The sequence below is a fragment of the Bradyrhizobium sp. CCBAU 11357 genome (assembly GCF_028128865.1).
Taxonomy (GTDB): Bacteria; Pseudomonadota; Alphaproteobacteria; order Rhizobiales; family Xanthobacteraceae; genus Bradyrhizobium.
On the sequence record NZ_LBJW01000004.1, the window covers coordinates 87,176 to 104,788 of the forward strand.

At 65.3% G+C, this 17,613-nt stretch carries 16 protein-coding genes; 11 read left to right on the forward strand and 5 right to left on the reverse strand.

Annotated elements, in window-relative coordinates; translation table 11 throughout:
* Positions 1–7: 7 nt before the first annotated feature.
* The 6 genes from XI05_RS00675 (at position 8) to recQ (ending at position 8,255) form a co-directional block, all read left to right on the forward strand.
* Positions 8–1,042 (forward strand): aldo/keto reductase, encoded by a 1,035-nt coding sequence (locus XI05_RS00675; RefSeq protein ID WP_271497906.1) that lies wholly within the window; start codon positions 8–10, stop codon positions 1,040–1,042.
* A 123-nt stretch (positions 1,043–1,165) separates the two neighbouring features.
* On the forward strand, positions 1,166–2,737 hold the full coding sequence (locus XI05_RS00680; protein ID WP_271497908.1) for an amidase family protein: 1,572 nt from the start codon (positions 1,166–1,168) through the stop codon (positions 2,735–2,737).
* A 248-nt stretch (positions 2,738–2,985) separates the two neighbouring features.
* Positions 2,986–4,287, forward strand: a complete 1,302-nt coding sequence (locus XI05_RS00685) for an O-acetylhomoserine aminocarboxypropyltransferase/cysteine synthase family protein (RefSeq protein WP_271497910.1) — start codon at positions 2,986–2,988, stop codon at positions 4,285–4,287.
* Between the two features lie 12 nt (positions 4,288–4,299).
* Positions 4,300–5,298 carry a homoserine O-succinyltransferase MetA gene (gene metA, locus XI05_RS00690; protein WP_271497912.1) on the forward strand — a complete coding sequence of 333 codons (999 nt, stop codon included), beginning with the start codon at positions 4,300–4,302 and terminating at the stop codon, positions 5,296–5,298.
* 106 nt (positions 5,299–5,404) lie between these two features.
* On the forward strand, positions 5,405–6,148 hold the full coding sequence (locus XI05_RS00695) for a polysaccharide deacetylase family protein (protein WP_271497913.1): 744 nt from the start codon (positions 5,405–5,407) through the stop codon (positions 6,146–6,148).
* Positions 6,149–6,389: 241 nt separating this feature from the next.
* The gene (recQ, locus tag XI05_RS00700; protein ID WP_271497915.1) at positions 6,390–8,255 is read left to right on the forward strand and encodes a DNA helicase RecQ; all 1,866 of its coding nucleotides are present in this window, start codon (positions 6,390–6,392) and stop codon (positions 8,253–8,255) included.
* Between the two features lie 138 nt (positions 8,256–8,393).
* Here the strand turns inward: recQ and XI05_RS00705 are convergent, their stop codons facing one another.
* Positions 8,394–9,410, reverse strand: a complete 1,017-nt coding sequence (locus tag XI05_RS00705; RefSeq protein WP_271497917.1) for a 1-aminocyclopropane-1-carboxylate deaminase — start codon at positions 9,408–9,410, stop codon at positions 8,394–8,396.
* Between the two features lie 157 nt (positions 9,411–9,567).
* Here XI05_RS00705 and XI05_RS00710 point away from each other — a divergent pair, with 157 nt between their 5' ends.
* On the forward strand, positions 9,568–10,032 hold the full coding sequence (locus tag XI05_RS00710; RefSeq protein ID WP_271497919.1) for an Lrp/AsnC family transcriptional regulator: 465 nt from the start codon (positions 9,568–9,570) through the stop codon (positions 10,030–10,032).
* An 11-nt stretch (positions 10,033–10,043) separates the two neighbouring features.
* On the opposite strand, the gene XI05_RS00715 is transcribed toward XI05_RS00710, so the two are convergent.
* Complete coding sequence (locus XI05_RS00715; RefSeq protein WP_271497921.1) at positions 10,044–10,442, reverse strand: hypothetical protein; 399 nt, start codon at positions 10,440–10,442, stop codon at positions 10,044–10,046.
* 181 nt (positions 10,443–10,623) lie between these two features.
* On the opposite strand from XI05_RS00715, the gene XI05_RS00720 reads away from it, so the two are divergent.
* Positions 10,624–11,784, forward strand: a complete 1,161-nt coding sequence (locus XI05_RS00720) for a PLP-dependent cysteine synthase family protein (protein WP_271497922.1) — start codon at positions 10,624–10,626, stop codon at positions 11,782–11,784.
* Between the two features lie 112 nt (positions 11,785–11,896).
* On the forward strand, positions 11,897–12,457 hold the full coding sequence (locus tag XI05_RS00725) for a carboxymuconolactone decarboxylase family protein (protein WP_271497924.1): 561 nt from the start codon (positions 11,897–11,899) through the stop codon (positions 12,455–12,457).
* A 16-nt stretch (positions 12,458–12,473) separates the two neighbouring features.
* On the opposite strand, the gene XI05_RS00730 is transcribed toward XI05_RS00725, so the two are convergent.
* Positions 12,474–14,057, reverse strand: coding sequence for a sensor domain-containing diguanylate cyclase (locus XI05_RS00730; RefSeq protein ID WP_271497925.1), 1,584 nt, complete (start codon positions 14,055–14,057; stop codon positions 12,474–12,476).
* 184 nt (positions 14,058–14,241) lie between these two features.
* Positions 14,242–15,114 (reverse strand): hypothetical protein, encoded by an 873-nt coding sequence (locus XI05_RS00735; protein ID WP_271498040.1) that lies wholly within the window; start codon positions 15,112–15,114, stop codon positions 14,242–14,244.
* A gap of 213 nt (positions 15,115–15,327) precedes the next feature.
* Between XI05_RS00735 and XI05_RS00740 the strand changes: the two genes are divergently transcribed.
* Positions 15,328–15,573, forward strand: a complete 246-nt coding sequence (locus XI05_RS00740; protein ID WP_271497927.1) for a hypothetical protein — start codon at positions 15,328–15,330, stop codon at positions 15,571–15,573.
* An 8-nt stretch (positions 15,574–15,581) separates the two neighbouring features.
* Here the strand turns inward: XI05_RS00740 and XI05_RS00745 are convergent, their stop codons facing one another.
* On the reverse strand, positions 15,582–16,517 hold the full coding sequence (locus XI05_RS00745; protein ID WP_271497929.1) for an alpha/beta hydrolase: 936 nt from the start codon (positions 16,515–16,517) through the stop codon (positions 15,582–15,584).
* A 141-nt stretch (positions 16,518–16,658) separates the two neighbouring features.
* Between XI05_RS00745 and XI05_RS00750 the strand changes: the two genes are divergently transcribed.
* A complete protein-coding gene (locus XI05_RS00750) occupies positions 16,659–17,546 on the forward strand; it encodes a branched-chain amino acid aminotransferase (RefSeq protein ID WP_271497930.1) in 888 nt (295 codons plus the stop codon).
* The last annotated feature ends 67 nt before the right edge of the window (positions 17,547–17,613 follow it).

Here is a 17,613-nt window from a genome sequence, read left to right on the forward strand (position 1 = left end):
AGCGATCATGGAATACCGCAACCTCGGCGCTTCCGGGCTCAAAGTGCCCGTCCTCAGCTTCGGCACCGGCACGTTCGGCGGCCACGGTCCGTTGTTCTCCGCCTGGGGCCGCAGCGGCATCGAGGAGGCGCGCAGGCTGGTCGACATCTGCCTCGATGCCGGCGTCAATCTGTTCGACAGCGCCGATGTCTATTCGAACGGCGCCTCGGAGGAGATCCTCGGTGCCGCGATCAAGGGGCGCCGCGACAAGGTGCTGATCTCGACCAAGATGAGCCTGCCGATCGGCGACGGTCCGCTCGATGCCGGCTCGTCGCGGCAGCGACTGCTGGCCTCGGTCGATGCGGCGCTACGACGGCTTGGCACCGACCACGTCGACTTGCTTCAGCTCCACGCCTTCGACGCGTTCACGCCGATCGAGGAGGTGCTGTCCACGCTCGATACGCTCGTGCGCGCCGGCAAGCTGCGCTATGTCGGCGTCTCGAATTTCGCCGGCTGGCAGCTGATGAAGTCGCTCGCCATCGCGGACCGGCATGGCTGGCCGCGCTATGTCGCGCACCAGGTCTATTACTCGCTGCTCGGGCGCGACTATGAATGGGAGCTGATGCCGCTCGCGCGCGATCAGGGCGTCGGCGCTCTGGTCTGGAGCCCGCTGGGCTGGGGCCGGCTCACCGGAAAGATCCGGCGCGGCCAGCCGCTACCGCAAGGAAGCCGCCTGCATGCCACCGCACAGTTCGGTCCGCCCGTGGACGATGCGCGGCTCTATGCCGTCGTTGACGTGCTGGATGCGATTGCCGCTGAGGTCGGTCGTACCGTGCCGCAGGTCGCGATTGCCTGGCTGCTGTCGCGTCCCACGGTCTCCTCCGTGATCATCGGGGCACGTGACGAAGCGCAGCTGCGCGACAATCTCGGCGCCGTCGGCTGGTCGCTGAGCGCGGACCAGATCAAGCGGCTCGATGAGGTCAGCTTCGTGATGCCGCCTTATCCGTACTATCCCTATCGCGTCCAGGAGGGTTTCGCGCGGCTCAATCCAGCGTTGGTGTAGGAGCTCTCTCAGAACGCGGCGAATTGCGACAGAGCGTCGCGATAATGCGCCATGCAGAAACGCGCCTGTACACGGTCGCGTGACCTCCATAACCTCCGCCGCGCAATTTTTTGGAGATGCGACGTGGCGAAGAAGACGACCAAGAAGAAAAGTGCTTCAAGGCAGGTAAGCAGGGCCTCGAGCAAGACGAGCACCGCCCGAAAGGGCGCCATTGCGAAAACCGCGAAGACGACAGTCAAGAAGGCGGCACCGCGCAAGCCAGCCGCGGTCCGCCGCCCCAAGGGGCCGATCTGGCAATGGTCCGCGGTCGAGACCGCGGCCGCGATCCGCGCCGGCGCGATCTCCGCCGTCGAGACCGTCGAGGCCCATCTGGACCGGATGCGCGCCGTCAATCCCAGGCTGAATGCGGTCGTCGTCGATCTCGGCGAGGAGGCGCTGAAGGCGGCGCACGCGGCGGACAAGCAGCGCGCCAAGGGCGGCGATCTCGGTCCCCTGCACGGCGTACCCATCACCATCAAGGAAAATGTCGACTACCAGGGCCGGCCGAATTTCAACGGCGTGCCCGCCAACAAGGACCTCATCGCGCCATCGGATGCGCCCGTGGTGCGCAACCTGAAGAAATCAGGCGCGATCGTCATCGGTCTCACCAACACGCCCGAATTCTCCTTCCGCGGCTTCACCGACAATCCCCTGCACGGGCTGACGCTCAACCCCTGGGATCCCGATATCACCTGCGGCGGCTCCTCGGGCGGCGCGGGCTCGGCGGTTGCCGCGGGCATCGGCACCATCGCCCATGGCAACGACATCGGCGGCTCGCTGCGCTGGCCGGCGCATTGCAACGGCGTTGCCACCATCAAGCCGACGCAGGGCCGCATCCCCGCCTTCAACGGAAGCGCGACGTCGGAGCGGCCGATGCTGGCGCATCTGATGTCGGCGCAAGGGCCGCTCGCACGCCATGTCGCCGACGTCCGCCTCGCGCTGGAGGTCATGAGCCGGCGCGATCCGCGCGATCCCTGGTGGGTACCGGCGCCGTTGGTCGGCGAGCGGCCGAAGGGGCCGATCAAGGTCGCGCTGGCAAAGATCCCCGAGGACATGGATGTTGATCCGTCTGTCGCCGCGGCGCTGCGTCAGGCTGCCGATCATCTCGAGCGGTCCGGCTATCGCGTCAGCGAGGTCGAGGTGCCCGACATCAACGGGGTCTGGCAGACCTGGTGCGACATCATCACCAACGAGACCGTGATGATGCAGGAAGCCGCCATGCTGAAGGTCACGTCCGAGGATTTTCACAAGTCCTGGGGCGGCATGAAGGCCAAGGCCAACGTGCTCGATCTCGAGGCCTGGATGCAGGCGACCGCCGCGCGCAACGGTCACATCCGCGCCTGGCAATTGTTCTTCGAGGACTATCCGATCGTGCTGGCGCCGACCACGGTGAAGCCGACGCCGGGCCCGCGCGAGGACACCGTCAGCGCAGAGCGCGTGCGCGAAATCTTCTGGGGCGAGATCCGCTTCATCTCCGCCATCAACGTGCTGGGCCTGCCCGGCGCGGTGGTGCCGGTGGCGCTGCATGACGGCAAGCCGATCGGCGTGCAGCTGATTGCGGGACGCTATCGCGAGGATCTCGCGCTCGACGCTGCAGCTGCGATCGAGAAACGCGTCGGCGTGCTCACCCACCGGCTGTGGGAGCAGATGGGCTGAGGCTGCGAGCTATCGCAGCGCTGACGGCGGCCCCCTCGTCCTCGTGGGCGAGGGTGGCGCCGCGCGTTCGTTAATCGGCTTTAACCCGGTTTCCGGCCATTTCGCGAGCAAGCATTAGGGTTACTTCCTCGATCTCTAGGCGAATTATTGTCCGCTTTACCACCCGCCTCTAACAGAGGGACGGCGGACAACGCACATGCCTCATTCTAGGCCAATAAGTGCGGCCCGCTCCACGCGGAGGTGGCACGATGCGCAACGAGACGATCGCTATTCACGCCGGTTACGAGCCTGAAGCCACCACGCACGCAGTGGCCGTGCCGATCTACCAGACCGCGGCCTACGCCTTCAACAGCGCCGATCATGGCGCCGCCCTGTTCAACCTCGAGGCCGAGGGCTTTCGCTACAGCCGCATCGCCAATCCGACCAGCGCGGTTCTCGAGAAGCGCATCGCGCAGCTCGAAGGCGGCGTCGGCGCGCTCGCTGTCGCGACCGGGCAGGCGGCGCTGCATTTCGCCTTCGTCAACGTCGCCGATCACGGCGGCAACATCGTCTCGGTGCCGCAGCTATACGGCACCACGCACACGCTGCTCTCCCACATCCTGCCGCGCCAGGGCATCACTGGCCGTTTCGCCGAGAGCGACAAGCCAGAGGCGGTCGAGAGGCTGATCGACGAGAACACCCGCGCCGTGTTCGCCGAGACCATCGGTAATCCCGCTGGCAATGTCTGCGACATCGAGGCGCTGGCGAGAATCGCCCATGCGCATGGCGTGCCGCTGATCGTCGACAACACCGTCGCAACCCCGATCCTCTTCAAGCCGTTCGACTACGGCGCCGACATCGCGGTGCATTCGCTGACCAAGTTCTTGGGCGGTCACGGCACCACGCTCGGCGGCGCCATCGTCGATTCCGGAAACTTCCCCTGGGCCAAGCACGCCGAGCGCTTCCCGGCCTACAACAAGCCCGACGACTCCTATCACGGCCTGGTCTATGCCGAGCGCTTCGGCAAGACCGCCTATATCGAGCGCGCGCGCAGCGTCTATCAGCGCACCATGGGCTCGGTGCTGTCGCCGTTCAACGCCTTCCTGCTGCTCCAGGGCATCGAGACCGTGGCGCTGCGCATGGAGCGCCATGTCGAGAACGCCCGCAAGGTCGCCGAATTCCTCCGCGTCGATCCGCGCGTGGCCTGGGTCAACTACACCGGTTTTCCGGACAGCCCCTATTATCCCCTGGTGCAGAAATACCTGAATGGCAACGCCTCCTCGCTGTTCACCTTCGGCATCAAGGGCGGCATGGAGACCGGCAAGACGTTTTACGATGCGCTCAAGCTGATCACGCGCCTCGTCAATATCGGCGATGCCAAATCGCTCGCCTGCCACCCGGCGTCGACCACCCATCGGCAGATGTCCGCGGAGCAGCAGCGTGCAGCGGGTGTGCTGCCGGAGACGATCCGTCTGTCGATCGGCATCGAGCATGTCTCCGACATCATCGAGGATATCGACCAGGCGCTGGAAAAGGCCTGCCCGTCGGCGCGCCGCGAAGCTGCGGAGTAGGCGGCGCCGTCCATGACGATCTTGTTCGACAAGGATCAGGTCATCGCGGGCCCGACGCTGGTGCCGGCCGCGCACGAGCTCGCGCGCGATGCCGGCGCCGAGCTCACCATCGGCCTCGTCAACAACATGCCGGATGCCGCGTTGAAGGCGACCGAGCGGCAGTTCATGAAGCTGCTTCAGGCCGCAGCAGGCTCGCGCCGTATCCGTTTCCACTGCTTCTCGCTTCCCAGCGTGAAGCGGTCGCCGGAAGCGAAGTGGCATGTCGAGAGTGAGTATTCCAGCCTTTCCGATCTCGAGCGCGGCAAGTTCGACGGGCTGATCGTAACAGGCGCAGAGCCGATCGCGCCCGAGCTCGAGCGGGAGCCGTACTGGCGCGACCTCACGAACCTGATCGACTGGGCCAAGGCCAACACGCGTTCGACGATCTGGTCCTGCCTTGCCGCCCATGCCGCGGTGCTGCACCTCGACGGCATTGAACGGCAGCGGCTGCCGGCCAAATGTCACGGCATTTTCGCTTGCGACGTCGTGGCGGACGATTCACTGACGCGCTCTGCGCCTGCGCCGCTGAAGGTCTCGCATTCACGTCTGAACGAGATCGCCGAAAGCGACATCGTGCAGGCCGGTTATCAGGTGCTGACACGCTCGGAGGAGGCCGGCGTCGACGTCTTCGTTCGCCAATATGCCAGCCGCTTCGTGTTCTTCCAGGGCCACCCGGAATATGACGCGCTGTCGCTGCAGCGCGAATATCTGCGCGACATCGGCCGCTACCTCGCGCGGGAGCGGGAGAACTATCCGCGCCTGCCGGTGAGTTATTTTGACGCAGCGACGGAAGAGAAGCTGGCTCGCTTCGAGCGGAAGGCGGCACACCAGCGCCATCCGGCGCTCACCAACGAACTGCCCGCGCTGAACCTGCGCGCCGATATCGGCGCAGGCGAGGCGGCGGCAATACTCTTCCGCAATTGGTTGCGTTATCTCGGCGCGGACGCCGACGCGCCGATGTCGGTGCGCTAGCCGAGGCGGTCTTGGTTCAGCGTTAGGATTACCCGGGCGTTAGGCTTGTCTCGACCTGCGCACGAATTTTTCAGTAGAGCAAGAAGGCATCACGGGAAACGCAGTCGTGTGGTCGGCACTCCAGGGACGCGTGATCAATCGGCTGGCCCGGCATTTCCGCGCCGCGCCGCACCGGCTGCCTGCGCATGCGCCGATGGTGAGCTTCACGTTCGACGACGCCCCCGATAGCGCCGCAGGCGAGGGCGCCCAGCTTCTGGAGCAACATGGCGGCCGCGGCACTTATTACCTCGCCGGCAGCCTGATCGGTCAGCCGTCGGAGCATTGGCATGGCCTGTCGGATGACGCCATCGTCCGGCTCCACCGCGCCGGGCACGAGATCGCCTGCCACACCTTCTCGCATCAGAGCTCGGCCACGCTCGACGAGGCCGCGATGGCGCGCGAGATCGAGCGAAACCGCAGCCATCTCCACGGCATCGATGCCTCGATCACGCTGCAGAATTTCGCCCATCCCTATGGCATCGCCTCGGTGTGGCGCAAGCCGCAACTGGCAAAAGCCTTCCGTTCCGCGCGCGGCATTCTTCCCGGCGTCAATAGCGGCATCATCGACCTCCAATTCCTGCGCGCCTCGCCCTTGATCGATTGCGAGATCGACGAGGCGGGGGTCGATCGCTATTTCGACGAGGCGGTCGCAAGCGGCGGCTGGCTGATCTTCTACGGCCACGACGTCACCGACAGGCCGAGCCCCTATGGCTGCACGCCGCATCTGATGCGTCACGCGCTCGACGCCGCCGCCAAGCGCAACATGCCGATCGTGACCGTCGCAGAAGCGCTGCGACGGATCGGGGCGTAGAGGGTTTAACCTCTCCCCGCTTGCGGGGAGAGGTCGGATCGCTCTTGCGATCCGGGTGAGGGGGTACAGGCCCATCGGCATTCTCATGCGCGGAGAGAAGCCCTTCACCCCAACCCTCTCCCCGTAAGAACGGGGAGAGGAGAAGAAGCAACGGTACAAGCCCCCGCAAACAGTCTTGCCACGCCCGCCCCAGCGTGCGACTGGCCTTGCGACGAATCTCACGGCCTGATCTGCTCCGCCCATGTCCGCTCCCTCCAACGCTCCGCTGCCTGCGCCGACCAACGGCCGCGACGCCCTGTCGGTGCTGCATTCGGTGTTCGGCCTGCCGGGATTCCGCGGCGCGCAGGGCGAGATCATCCGCCACGTCACAGACGGCGGCAATTGCCTGGTCTTGATGCCGACCGGCGGCGGCAAGTCGCTGTGCTATCAGCTGCCATCCCTGCTGCGCGAAGGCTGCGGCATCGTGGTCTCGCCGTTGATCGCCTTGATGCGCGACCAGGTCGCCGGCCTGATCGAGGCCGGCGTCAACGCCGCCGCGCTGAACTCGTCGCTGACGCCGCAGGAGGCGTCCGACATCGAACGGCGCCTGCTCGCCGGCGATCTCGACCTGCTCTATGTCGCGCCGGAACGGCTGGTCACGCCGCGCTGCCTGTCGCTGCTGGCGCAGGCGAAGGTGGCGTTGTTTGCGATCGACGAGGCGCATTGCGTCTCGCAATGGGGCCACGACTTCCGGCCTGAATATGTCGGCCTTTCCGTCATCGCCGAGCGCTTTCCCGACGTGCCGCGGATCGCGCTGACCGCGACCGCCGACGAGCTGACGCGCAAGGAGATCGTCGAGCGGCTTCAGCTGACGGGCGCGCCGCAGTTCGTCTCCAGCTTCGACCGGCCCAACATCCGCTACGAGATCGTCGACAAGCGCAATGCGGTGTCGCAGCTGAAGGAATTTATCCGCGAGCGCCACATGGGCGATGCGGGCGTGGTCTATTGCCTGTCGCGCAACCGCGTCGAGGAGGTCGCCGCCGCGCTTGCCGAGGGCGGCATTGCAGCGCTGCCCTACCACGCCGGGCTCGACGGCAGCGTTCGCTCGCGCAACCAGGACCGCTTCCTCAACGAGGACGGCATCGTCATCGTCGCGACCATCGCCTTCGGCATGGGCATCGACAAACCCGACGTGCGCTTCGTGGCCCATCTCGACCTGCCCAAGAGCATCGAGGCCTATTACCAGGAGACCGGGCGCGCCGGCCGTGACGGCAAGCCGTCGGCGGCATGGATGGCCTATGGCCTCTCCGACATCGTGCAGCAGCGCCGCATGATCGACGAGTCGGCGGGATCGGAGGATTTCAAGCGGGTCTCGATCGGCAAGCTCGACGCGCTGGTCGGCCTCGCCGAGACGCCGCATTGCCGGCGCCGGCGCCTGCTCGCCTATTTCGGCGAGATCGTGATGGGCGAGAGCTGCGGCAATTGCGACAATTGCCTGACCCCGCCGAAGATGCGCGACGGCAAGGTGCTGGCGCAGAAGCTGCTCTCCTGCGTCTATCGCACCGGGCAACGCTTTGGCGCCATGCATTTGATCGACGTGCTGATCGGACGCCTGACCGAGAAGGTCACGCAGTTCGGTCACGACAAGCTGTCGGTTTTCGGCATCGGCCGCGAGCTCAACGAGAAGCAGTGGCGCACGGTGCTGCGGCAATTGGTGGCGATGGGCCATTTGCGGAGCGACAGCGAAGCCTACGGCGCGTTGAAGCTGACCGAGTCCTCGCGCGGGGTGCTGCGCGGCGAGACCGAGGTCTGGCTGCGCGAGGAGGCGCCCGGCACGCGTGTTCGCGCCAGCCGCGCCAAGTCGCGACGCGGCGATCTCGCGCCCGCGGCCAGCGCGCCGCAAGGCGACGTCGACCCTGAATTGCGCGCGCGCCTGCGCGCCTGGCGCTCAGAGGTCGCGCGCGAACGCGGCGTGCCGGCCTATGTGGTGCTGCACGATGCAACGATCGACGGCATCGTCCGGGCCTGGCCGACGACGCTGGACGAGCTTCGCAACGTGCCGGGGATCGGCGACAAGAAGCTCGAGCATTACGGAGATGAGCTGCTGCAGATCGTCAGGACGAGGTAGAAAGAGGGAGAGGGTTGTTGCGGCGGGCAACCACGAGACTGCGCCAAACGCCTCGCTGTGGTTATGGGTCCCGGGCTCGCGACTTCGTCGCGCCCCGGGACGACAGTGATGTATGACGCGTGAGAGTGACGCCCTCACTCACCCATTTCGAAACGCATACGCATAGCCGTTCAGCGCGGGCGCGCCGCCGAGATGGGCGTAGAGGATCTTCGCGCCCTTCTCGAAATAGCCCTTCTTTGCGAGATCGATCAGGCCCTGCATCGACTTGCCCTCGTAGACGGGGTCGGTGATCATGCCTTCGAGACGCGCGGTGAGGCGGATCGCCTCCTTGGTCTCCTCCGACGGCACGCCGTAGGCGGGGTAGGCGTAGTCCTCGATCAGCACGACGTCCTCAGTGACGAGGTCCTTGCCGAGCTCGACGAGCTTGGCCGTGTTCTGCGCGATCTCGAGCACCTGCGCCTTGGTCTGGGCGGGCGTGAAGGAGCCATCGATACCGATGACCTTTCGCGCACGGCCGTCCGCCGCAAACCCGACCAGCATGCCGGCATGGGTGGAGCCGGTGACGGTGCAGACGACGATGTAATCGAACTTGAAGCCGAGCTCGGCTTCCTGCTTGCGCACCTCCTCGGCAAAGCCGACATAGCCGAGGCCGCCATATTTGTGCACGGAGGCGCCGGCGGGAATGGCGTAGGGCTTGCCGCCCGCGGCCTTCACTTCCTCGATCGCCTGCTCCCAGCTCCTGCGGATGCCGATGTCGAAACCGTCGTCGACCAGGCGCACGTCGGCGCCCATGATGCGCGAGAGCATGATGTTGCCGACGCGGTCATAGACGGCGTCCTCGTGCGGCACCCAGGCTTCCTGCACCAGGCGGCACTTCATGCCGAGCTTGGCCGCGACGGCCGCGATCATGCGGGTGTGGTTGGATTGCACGCCGCCGATCGAGACCAGCGTATCGGCATTGGAGGCGATCGCATCGGGGATGATGTATTCGAGCTTGCGCAGCTTGTTGCCGCCATAGGCGAGACCGGAATTGCAGTCCTCGCGCTTGGCATAGATCTCGACATTGCCGCCGAGATGTTTTGACAGCCGCTCCAGTTTCTCGATGGGCGTCGGGCCGAAGGTCAAAGGATAGCGCGGAAATTTGTCCAGCTTCATGGGTCATCCCGAGTGGCGTTGGTGTTGGCGGCTCCCTAGCATCGCTTTGGGAAAATGTGCTCTCGAATGTTGCGTCAATATGCGCAACTTCTTGCGAAAATGGCGCTGGCAGCTAATATTCCTTCCAGAATAGTTCACATTTGTGAAAGTTTCTTTCATGGCTACCCGGCTCGACCGCACCGACCTCAAGATCTTGAGATTGCTGCAGAATAATGGCCGGCTCAGCAATGCCGAGCTGGCCGAAACGGTCGCGATCAGCCCCGCCACCTGCCATCGTCGCACCCAGCGCCTGTTCGAGGACGGCTTCATCGCCACTGTCCGCGCCATGGTCGCGCCGAAGAAAGTGGCCAAGGGAACGCTGGTGATGGTCGGGGTCGTGCTCGACCGCTCGACGCCGGAGAGCTTTGCCACCTTCGAGCAGGCGATCGCAAAACTGAAATTCGTGCTCGACTGCCATCTCGTCGCCGGCGACTTCGACTACTTCCTCAAGATCCGCGTCGGCGACATGGAGGATTTCAACCGCATCCACGGCGAGCAGCTAATTGCGCTCCCCGGCGTGCGCCAGACCCGCACCTTCTTCGTGATGAAGGAAGTCGTCGACAACGCGCCGCTGGAGTTTTGAACGCCGCGCCGCTACTGGACGGTGATCGAATAGGTATCGACGTCGCGGCTGCCCCTGCCGGTGATCATCTCGATGGTGAAACTATCCGGGCCGTGGTAGCCCGGATTCGACCGGTAATTGACCTCGAAGGCCTTGATCGGCCGTCCGGTACACGGCGTGCCGCCGCCGCGGGCGAAGCGGTTAATCTCGATGCGCGAGTCCACGGTGCGCGTCGTCAGCTTGCCGTGCTGCGGCTTGGTCAGCAGCTTCACCATGCCGCCATTGCCCTCGCAGTTCTTTCCCCACGAGCGGTAGTGATGCATTCTGACCGTCGTTCCGGAAGGGACCGTCCGATCGAATTGCATCGCATGTGCCGGTCCGATTGTTGCCCAGAGTAGGCCCAGCATCGCGATCCAGGCTTCAAATTTCATTCTGTGAGCTCCCCAGCATCACTGCAATGTCAGCATATCGCAGTTATCCTGCCAAGCCACCTCGGCCGCCCGCCAACTTCACTTGCCTTGCGCGCACACACGCGAGCCTCGCCGCCGGAGTTTTGAGCAGGGGCAGTTCCAGCCACTTGATGCGCGATCCGCATCATGAGAGATTCGTGCGATGCAGAAATTCCCCTTCCGCCAGCACAATCCGGCCGGGCCGGCCTATCGGCGCGGCTGGGTCGACGAGGCCGTGGCCGCGATCGAGGCCGACCAGTGCCGCACCGCCGACACGCATCTGATCCGGCTGATCGTGCCGGCGCTGTCGGGCATCGACATCTATCTGAAGGATGAGTCCACGCATCCGACCGGCAGCCTGAAGCATCGCCTCGCGCGCTCGCTGTTCCTTTATGCCCTCTGCAACGGCCACATCCGCGAAGGCACGCCCGTGGTCGAGGCCTCGTCGGGATCGACGGCGGTGTCGGAAGCCTATTTCGCGCAGATGATCGGCGTGCCCTTCTACGCCGTGATGCCGCGGACGACCTCGGCGGAGAAGATCGCCGCGATCGAGCATTATGGCGGCAATTGCCATTTGATCGACGATGGCCGCGCGCTCTATGCGGAAGCCGCCGCGCTCGCCGGCCGGCTCGACGGCCATTACATGGACCAGTTCACCTTCGCCGAGCGCGCTACCGACTGGCGCGGCAACAACAACATCGCCGAATCGATCTTCACGCAGTTGCAGGGCGAGCCGCGCCCGCTGCCGGACTGGATCGTGATGGGCGCCGGCACCGGCGGCACCTCGGCCACCATCGGACGTTATCTGCGCTATCGGCAATATCCGACGCGGCTGTGCGTCGCCGATGTCGAGCATTCCGCCTTCTTCGACTGCTTCCGCACGCAGGATCGTTCGCATGTTTGCGAACGCCCCTCGCTGATCGAGGGCGTCGGCCGACCGCGCTGCGAGCCGTCCTTCGTGCCCGGCGTGGTCGACCGCATGATGAAGATCCCGGATGCGGCGACGATCGCGGCGATGAACGTGCTGTCGCGCCGGCTGCGTCGTCCGGTCGGCGGCTCCACCGGCACCAACTTCCTGGCGCTGTGCCGGCTCGCCTCGGAGATGCGCCAGGCGAACGTCACGGGATCACTGGTGACGCTGATCTGCGATTCCGGCGAGCGCTACCGGCAGACCTATTACGAGCCCGCTTGGCTCGCCGCACGCGGTCTCGATCCGGCGCCGTTCGAAGCGGCGCTGTCGTCGTTCCTCACCACAGGTGAGCCACTGACGCTGGACGTCGACGATGTCGTCAATCCGCAAAGCGTGCTAGGCCCCACGGCGTGATAGCCGAGATCTCCCTGGGATTTGCGAAAGGGCAAGGTCGTCACGGCAACTTCACTTGCCTTGCGGTCTCCTGCGGGTGACGGTTGCCTCTTCTCAATGAGGAGATCCCGCCGTGCGCCTTCCCATTCTCGATCCGAAAGACCTGAGTGCTGAGCAGAAGCCGCTCTATGACGACATGCAGGCCGGCATCAAGGACCACTTCAAGGGCTTTGTGAACATGCGCGAGGACGGCGCGCTGCTCGGGCCCTGGAATCCCTGGATCCGCGAGCCGCGCTTCGGCAAGCCGGTGTGGGAGCTGGTCAAGGCGATCGCGTCGAACCCGCTGCTGCCGGCCGCCGTGCGCGAGGTCGCGATCCTCGTCACCGGCTCGCATTTCCGCTCCGGTTACGAGCTCTATGCCCATGTGCTGGTGGCCGAGCAGCGTGGCCTCTCCGACGAGAAGCTCGCGACCATCGTCGCCGGCCAGCGGCCGGTCGATCTCACCAAGCAGGAAGCAGTCGCCTACGACATGGCCTCGGCCCTGGTGAGCGGCGGCGTGCTGCCCGAGCTGACTTATCGTGCGGCCGTGAAGGAATTCGGCGAGCACGGTGCGGCCGAGCTGTCCTATCTCGTCGGCGTCTACTGCATGGTCTCGGTCACGCTCAACACGTTCGACGTGCCGGTGCCCGAGTAGACGGCAACTGCTGCCGTCACTCCGCTGCCTTGTTTGCAGGGGGCGGGGGCATCCAGGCTATGCAGCGGTTGCGGCCCTCGGCCTTGGCCTGGTAGAGGGCATGATCGGCCGCGACCATCAGCGCATCGATGCCGGACATGCTGACGGTGGCCTCGGCAATGCCGATGCTAACGGTGAGGCCGAACTGCACCTTGTCGGCAAAGACCTGCGTGCTCATCACGCGCTTGCGGATGCGCTCGGCTACCGTTCTCGCCCTGGACAGGCTGGTTTCGGGCAGCAGCACGGCAAATTCCTCGCCGCCGAGACGGCCGACGATGTCCGATTTCCGCTTGCCCTCAAGGCAGGCGGCCGCAACCGCCTTGATCGCCGCATCGCCCACGGCATGACCGTGGCGATCGTTGACCGACTTGAAGTGATCGATGTCGAGCATCAACACGGAGACCGAGCGATAATAGCGTTGAAAGCGACTCCATTCCGCTTCGAGGTTGTGGAGGAAGTGGCGGCGATTGTGGAGGCCGGTGAGCGGATCGGTGGTGGCGAGCGTCTCCAGCATTGCGGCCTTTTGCGTCAGATCGGTGATGTCGACATAGGTCAGCATGCGCCCGCCATTCGCCATCGTGGTGCAATGGGCCCGGATGCGGCGTCCGTCCGGCGTCTGCAGGTCGCGTACGTGATCGCCGGCCTTGACCTCCTCTACGCGACGCGCCGGAAACTTCGCGAGCTCGCTGTTCGGAAGATTGGGCGCGCTGGCGCGATGCAGACGTCGGACCAGCGAGGAATAGGCCGGGCGGCTCGCCGCCTCGTCTTCGCTGACCTCCCAGAACCGCCGCATCCGCCGGTTCATGAAGGTGGCGTGCAGGTCGGCATCGAGCAGCAGGACTCCATCCTGCACGTTCTCCAGCGCATCCCGCAGCAGCTTCAACTCGTCGGAGGTGCGCACGATATCGGTGACGGGCGTATAGGTCAGCATGCGCCCACCGTCGGGCAGCGGCGTGACCTGAACGCGTACGACATCGCCATTGGTTCGGCGCACGTCGATTGGGGTTGGATCGCCCGACTCAATCACACGGACGCGCTCCGCTATCAGTGCATCGAGGTCCGGGTCCGGCACCTCATAGGCGCCGGTATCGCGCCCGTGATGCAGCAGGGTGAGAATGGATGGATTGCTGTCGGCAACCTCGTCGGGCAGGCGCCACATCTGACGAAACGACCGGTTGATCAGCCGCGCCCTCAGGTGAGGATCGAGCAGCACGATGCCGGTCGGCACATGATCGAGTGCGGCGCGCAGCGCCAGCATCTGGCTGCGCATCAACGCGTCGGACGAGCGTTCCCGTTCCTCGCCGGCTGCTGGCTCGATGCTGTTCGGCTGCTCGAAGGCGACGCCGGCCTGACGGTTCGATCGCCAGATCACGCGGCAGGTCAGGATCTCGCGCCCCGCGAGCCGGAGCTGGAAGCGCTCGGGTACGCCCAGGCCACTCTCCATCTCGAGCGTCGCGGCCTCCTCGGTCAGGCGGCGTACCACGCAATCGATCGACGACTGGCCGAAATTGAAAAAGATCTTCCCAGCAAGGAACGTCCGTTCCGAAACCAAGCGGGACATTCGCGGCCTCCAAAGCGAATACGACCGAAGAGCCGGCGTAATTTCGCGCAAGCTTCTTTGCGGCGATGTAACGCAATCGATGTTCCGGAATGAGGATTAATGATCGGTTGACGGCGATGCGGAATGCTGTCCGGCCGGTCAAGCGCTGCCGCCGTGCCTGAGCGAAAATTCCTTGCGAATGCAGTCAGTTGCGCACCGCATAGAGCGGCGTTCGCAACGTCAGCTGGTACGACGGCTTCGGCATCCAGGCGATCTGCGCGGTGATGCCGAACAGGCGGTTGTCATTGTCGTCCATGCGATCGAGGTCGAGCCGCAGGACCGGCTGGGTGAAGGATTCCGCGAGCGTCCGGCCCGCGAGCTGGGCACCGGCGAACGACTGCATGCCGAGGCGCCCGGTGAACTTCCAGTTGCTCGGCCATTGGTAATAGCCGCCGGCATAGAGGATCGTGTTCGGCCGGATCGTGGCGAAGGGGCTGGCGACGGAGGCGGTGGTGTATTGCAGGCCGGCCAGCCAGCCCCGTGTCTCGTCCTCGTCGAGCGCGTAGTCGAATTCCAGGATGTTGTTGAAGGAATTCGTCATGCCCTGCTCGTTGGGCACCGACTGCGTCAGGGTCGATTGCAGCGTGATGGTCGGGATCTTGCCGCCATTCTGCTGGTAGAGATCGGCCTGCACGCCGATGTTCCAGCTCGTGATGTCGAAGGACGACCAGCCGCCACCGATATCCGTCGTCGTACCGGATACGCCGCCGTAAAGCGAGACGCGGTCGCTGACGTCGACGGTCAGCGGCAGGTCGATCGCAATCGATTTCGCGGCCGGCAGTCCGTTCGGCAGCGTCGTGCCTCGTTGCGCCGCCAGGGCTTGGAATGCGGCGGACAGCGAGGTGTTGCCGAAGCCGAGCGCGAGCGTGCCTGCGGGGATCGTCGCATAGATGGTGCGGAGATCGAGATAGATGTTCGGGACGGTCGGCTTTGCAGGCTCGTCCTCCTCATCGTCGGCGGCGAAGGCGCCGCCAGCCGGGATCGCCAGACACAGCAATCCCACCGCGGCAGCGCGCAATGCCGGACGACGGGATTGGCGGCTAAGAGGCACGTGACGATCCGACGCGTGGCGATTTGGGGGCAAGACCGTTGTTAGATGGAACGTGATCGCTCGCTTGGTCAAGCGCTATCCGCAAGCAATGGACGGCGTGGACGTGTGCGGTTACCCTGCCGTGATCGCACTGACACACTCGCCCGCCACAGTGCTGGCCGAACAATGGAGGAGACAGCCATGAACACGTCACGCCGCATCCTGCTCACCGGTCTGGCGGGGCTCGCCGTTGCTCCCACTGCTGCGGCGGCTGTACCCACGGCCGAGCCCGGCGAAGTGACGGTTGCGGAGGAGCGCTTCGCGCGCACGATCGCGGCGGCGCATGCGCCCGACCTCACCTGTGCATGGCAGGCGGAGCGTTATGCGGACGCGCACTGGCCGGAATATGTCGGGGCAGCGCGCGCGGTGATCGGCGCGCGCGTGTGATTGGGCTCTCACCTCTTCACCGCCCGCCGCACCTGCTCGCCGATCTGCGACAGCACGAGCTGTGACTGCGGCAGGACTGCGCCCATGGCGTGGAAATTGTGGACCATCCCCTCGTGGCAGACATGCTCGACCGCCACCCCCGCGGCGAGCAGCTTGCGCGCATAGGCATTGCCCTCGTCGCGCATCGGGTCGTACTCGGCGGTGTGGATGATCGCGGTCGGCAGGCCCGTGAGGCGTGTCGCGCGCAACGGAGAGACGCGGGGATCGGCAGTATCGATGCCGTCAGGCAGATAATCGGAAAGATCGGCTTCGATCGTGACGCGATCGATCAGATGGCCGTCGGCAAAGGCCTCGCGCGAAGGCGAGGTCTCCTCGAAATCCAGCACCGGACAGATCAGGCACTGGGCGGCGATGGAGAGGCCGGCGGTCTGCGCCGCATTCTGGCAGACGATCGCCGCGAGTGTAGCGCCGGCGGAATCGCCGCCGATGACAAGGCGGTCAGCGTCGATGCCGAGCGATGCCGCCTCGCGCGCCACCCATTCGGTGGCGGCGATGGCGTCCTCGACGGCTGCGGGGAACCTGTGCTCGGGCGCGAGCCGGTAGTCGACCGACACGAGGCGGCAGCCGGTGGCATGCGCCAACGCCGCTGCGATGCGCTCATGCGTGGCAATGCTGCCGGCGACGAGCCCGCCGCCATGAAAGAACACGAAGCCCGGTGCGGGCACCTCGGCGCCTGCCGGCGTGTAGAGGCGATAGGGCAACTCGCCGCCGGGGCCGGGCAGCATGCCGTCGGACGTCGTCACATCCGGCGCCTCGGCGCGGGCGAACTGCATCAGCTTGGCCAGCGATTGCCGCCGCACCTCCACGCTCGGCCGGCTCCGCGCCTGCGGCGCAGCCACGGCCATCATGGTCAACAGACGCTTTGCGAGCGGATCGAGCGGCATGGGGCACTCCATATCGTGGTCAGCATTATAGCGGGTTTGCTCTGTCTTACCCTTTCCTCCGGAGAGGGGTGGCTAGCCCCGCAGCAAATCGTTTAGAAATTGGGACAATAGTGCCCGCATCTTTGCAAGGGGAGGCCGGTCATGGCCGAGATCAAGAAGCCCATCGACTACTCGCCGAGCTGGACCTTCTTCGAGGGCAAATGGCACGACGGCAACGTGCCGATCATGGGCCCGCGCACGCATGCGGCCTGGCTCGGGTCCGTCGTGTTCGATGGCGCCCGCGCTTTCGAGGGTGTTGCGCCCGATCTCGACCGTCACGTCGCTCGCGCCAATCAATCCGCGATCAATTTCGGCCTGAAGCCGGCGGTCGATACCGACGCCTGGCTGACGCTCGCGAACGAAGGCATCGCGCGCTTTGCGGCGAATGCCGAGCTCTATATCCGTCCGATGTACTGGGCGCAGAACGGAAGCGGCGGCGGCGTGCTGTTCGACCCCGAGACCACCAATTGGTGCCTGTGCATCTACGAAGCGCCGATGCCAAAACCCGTCGGCAACGCCATCACCTTATCGCCGTTCCGCAGGCCGACGGCCGAATGCGCGCCGGTCGAAGCCAAGGCCGCCTGCCTCTACCCGAACAATTCGCGCGCGCTCGCCGAAGCTGCTTCGCGCGGCTTCCAGAACGCGCTGATGCTCGACATGCTCGGCAACGTCGCCGAGTTCGGCAATTCCAACGTGTTCATGGCCAAGGACGGCGTGGTGTTCACACCGGTGCCGAACGGCACCTTCCTCAACGGCATCACGCGCCAGCGCGTCATCAGCCTGCTTCGCGCCGATGGCGTCACCGTGGTCGAGAAGACGTTGCGCTACGCCGACTTCCTGGCCGCCGACGAGATCTTCTCCACCGGCAATTTCGCCAAGGTCGCGCCCGTGATCCGCATCGACGAGCGCGAGCTGAAGCCGGGCCCGTTCTACACCAAGGCGCGCAAGCTCTACTGGGACTTTGCGCATGCCGTGAAGATGGCGGCATAGGAGCCAGTCCCTCCGTCATTGCGAGCGCAGCGAAGCAATCCAGAGTCTTTCCGCGGGCAGTCTGGAT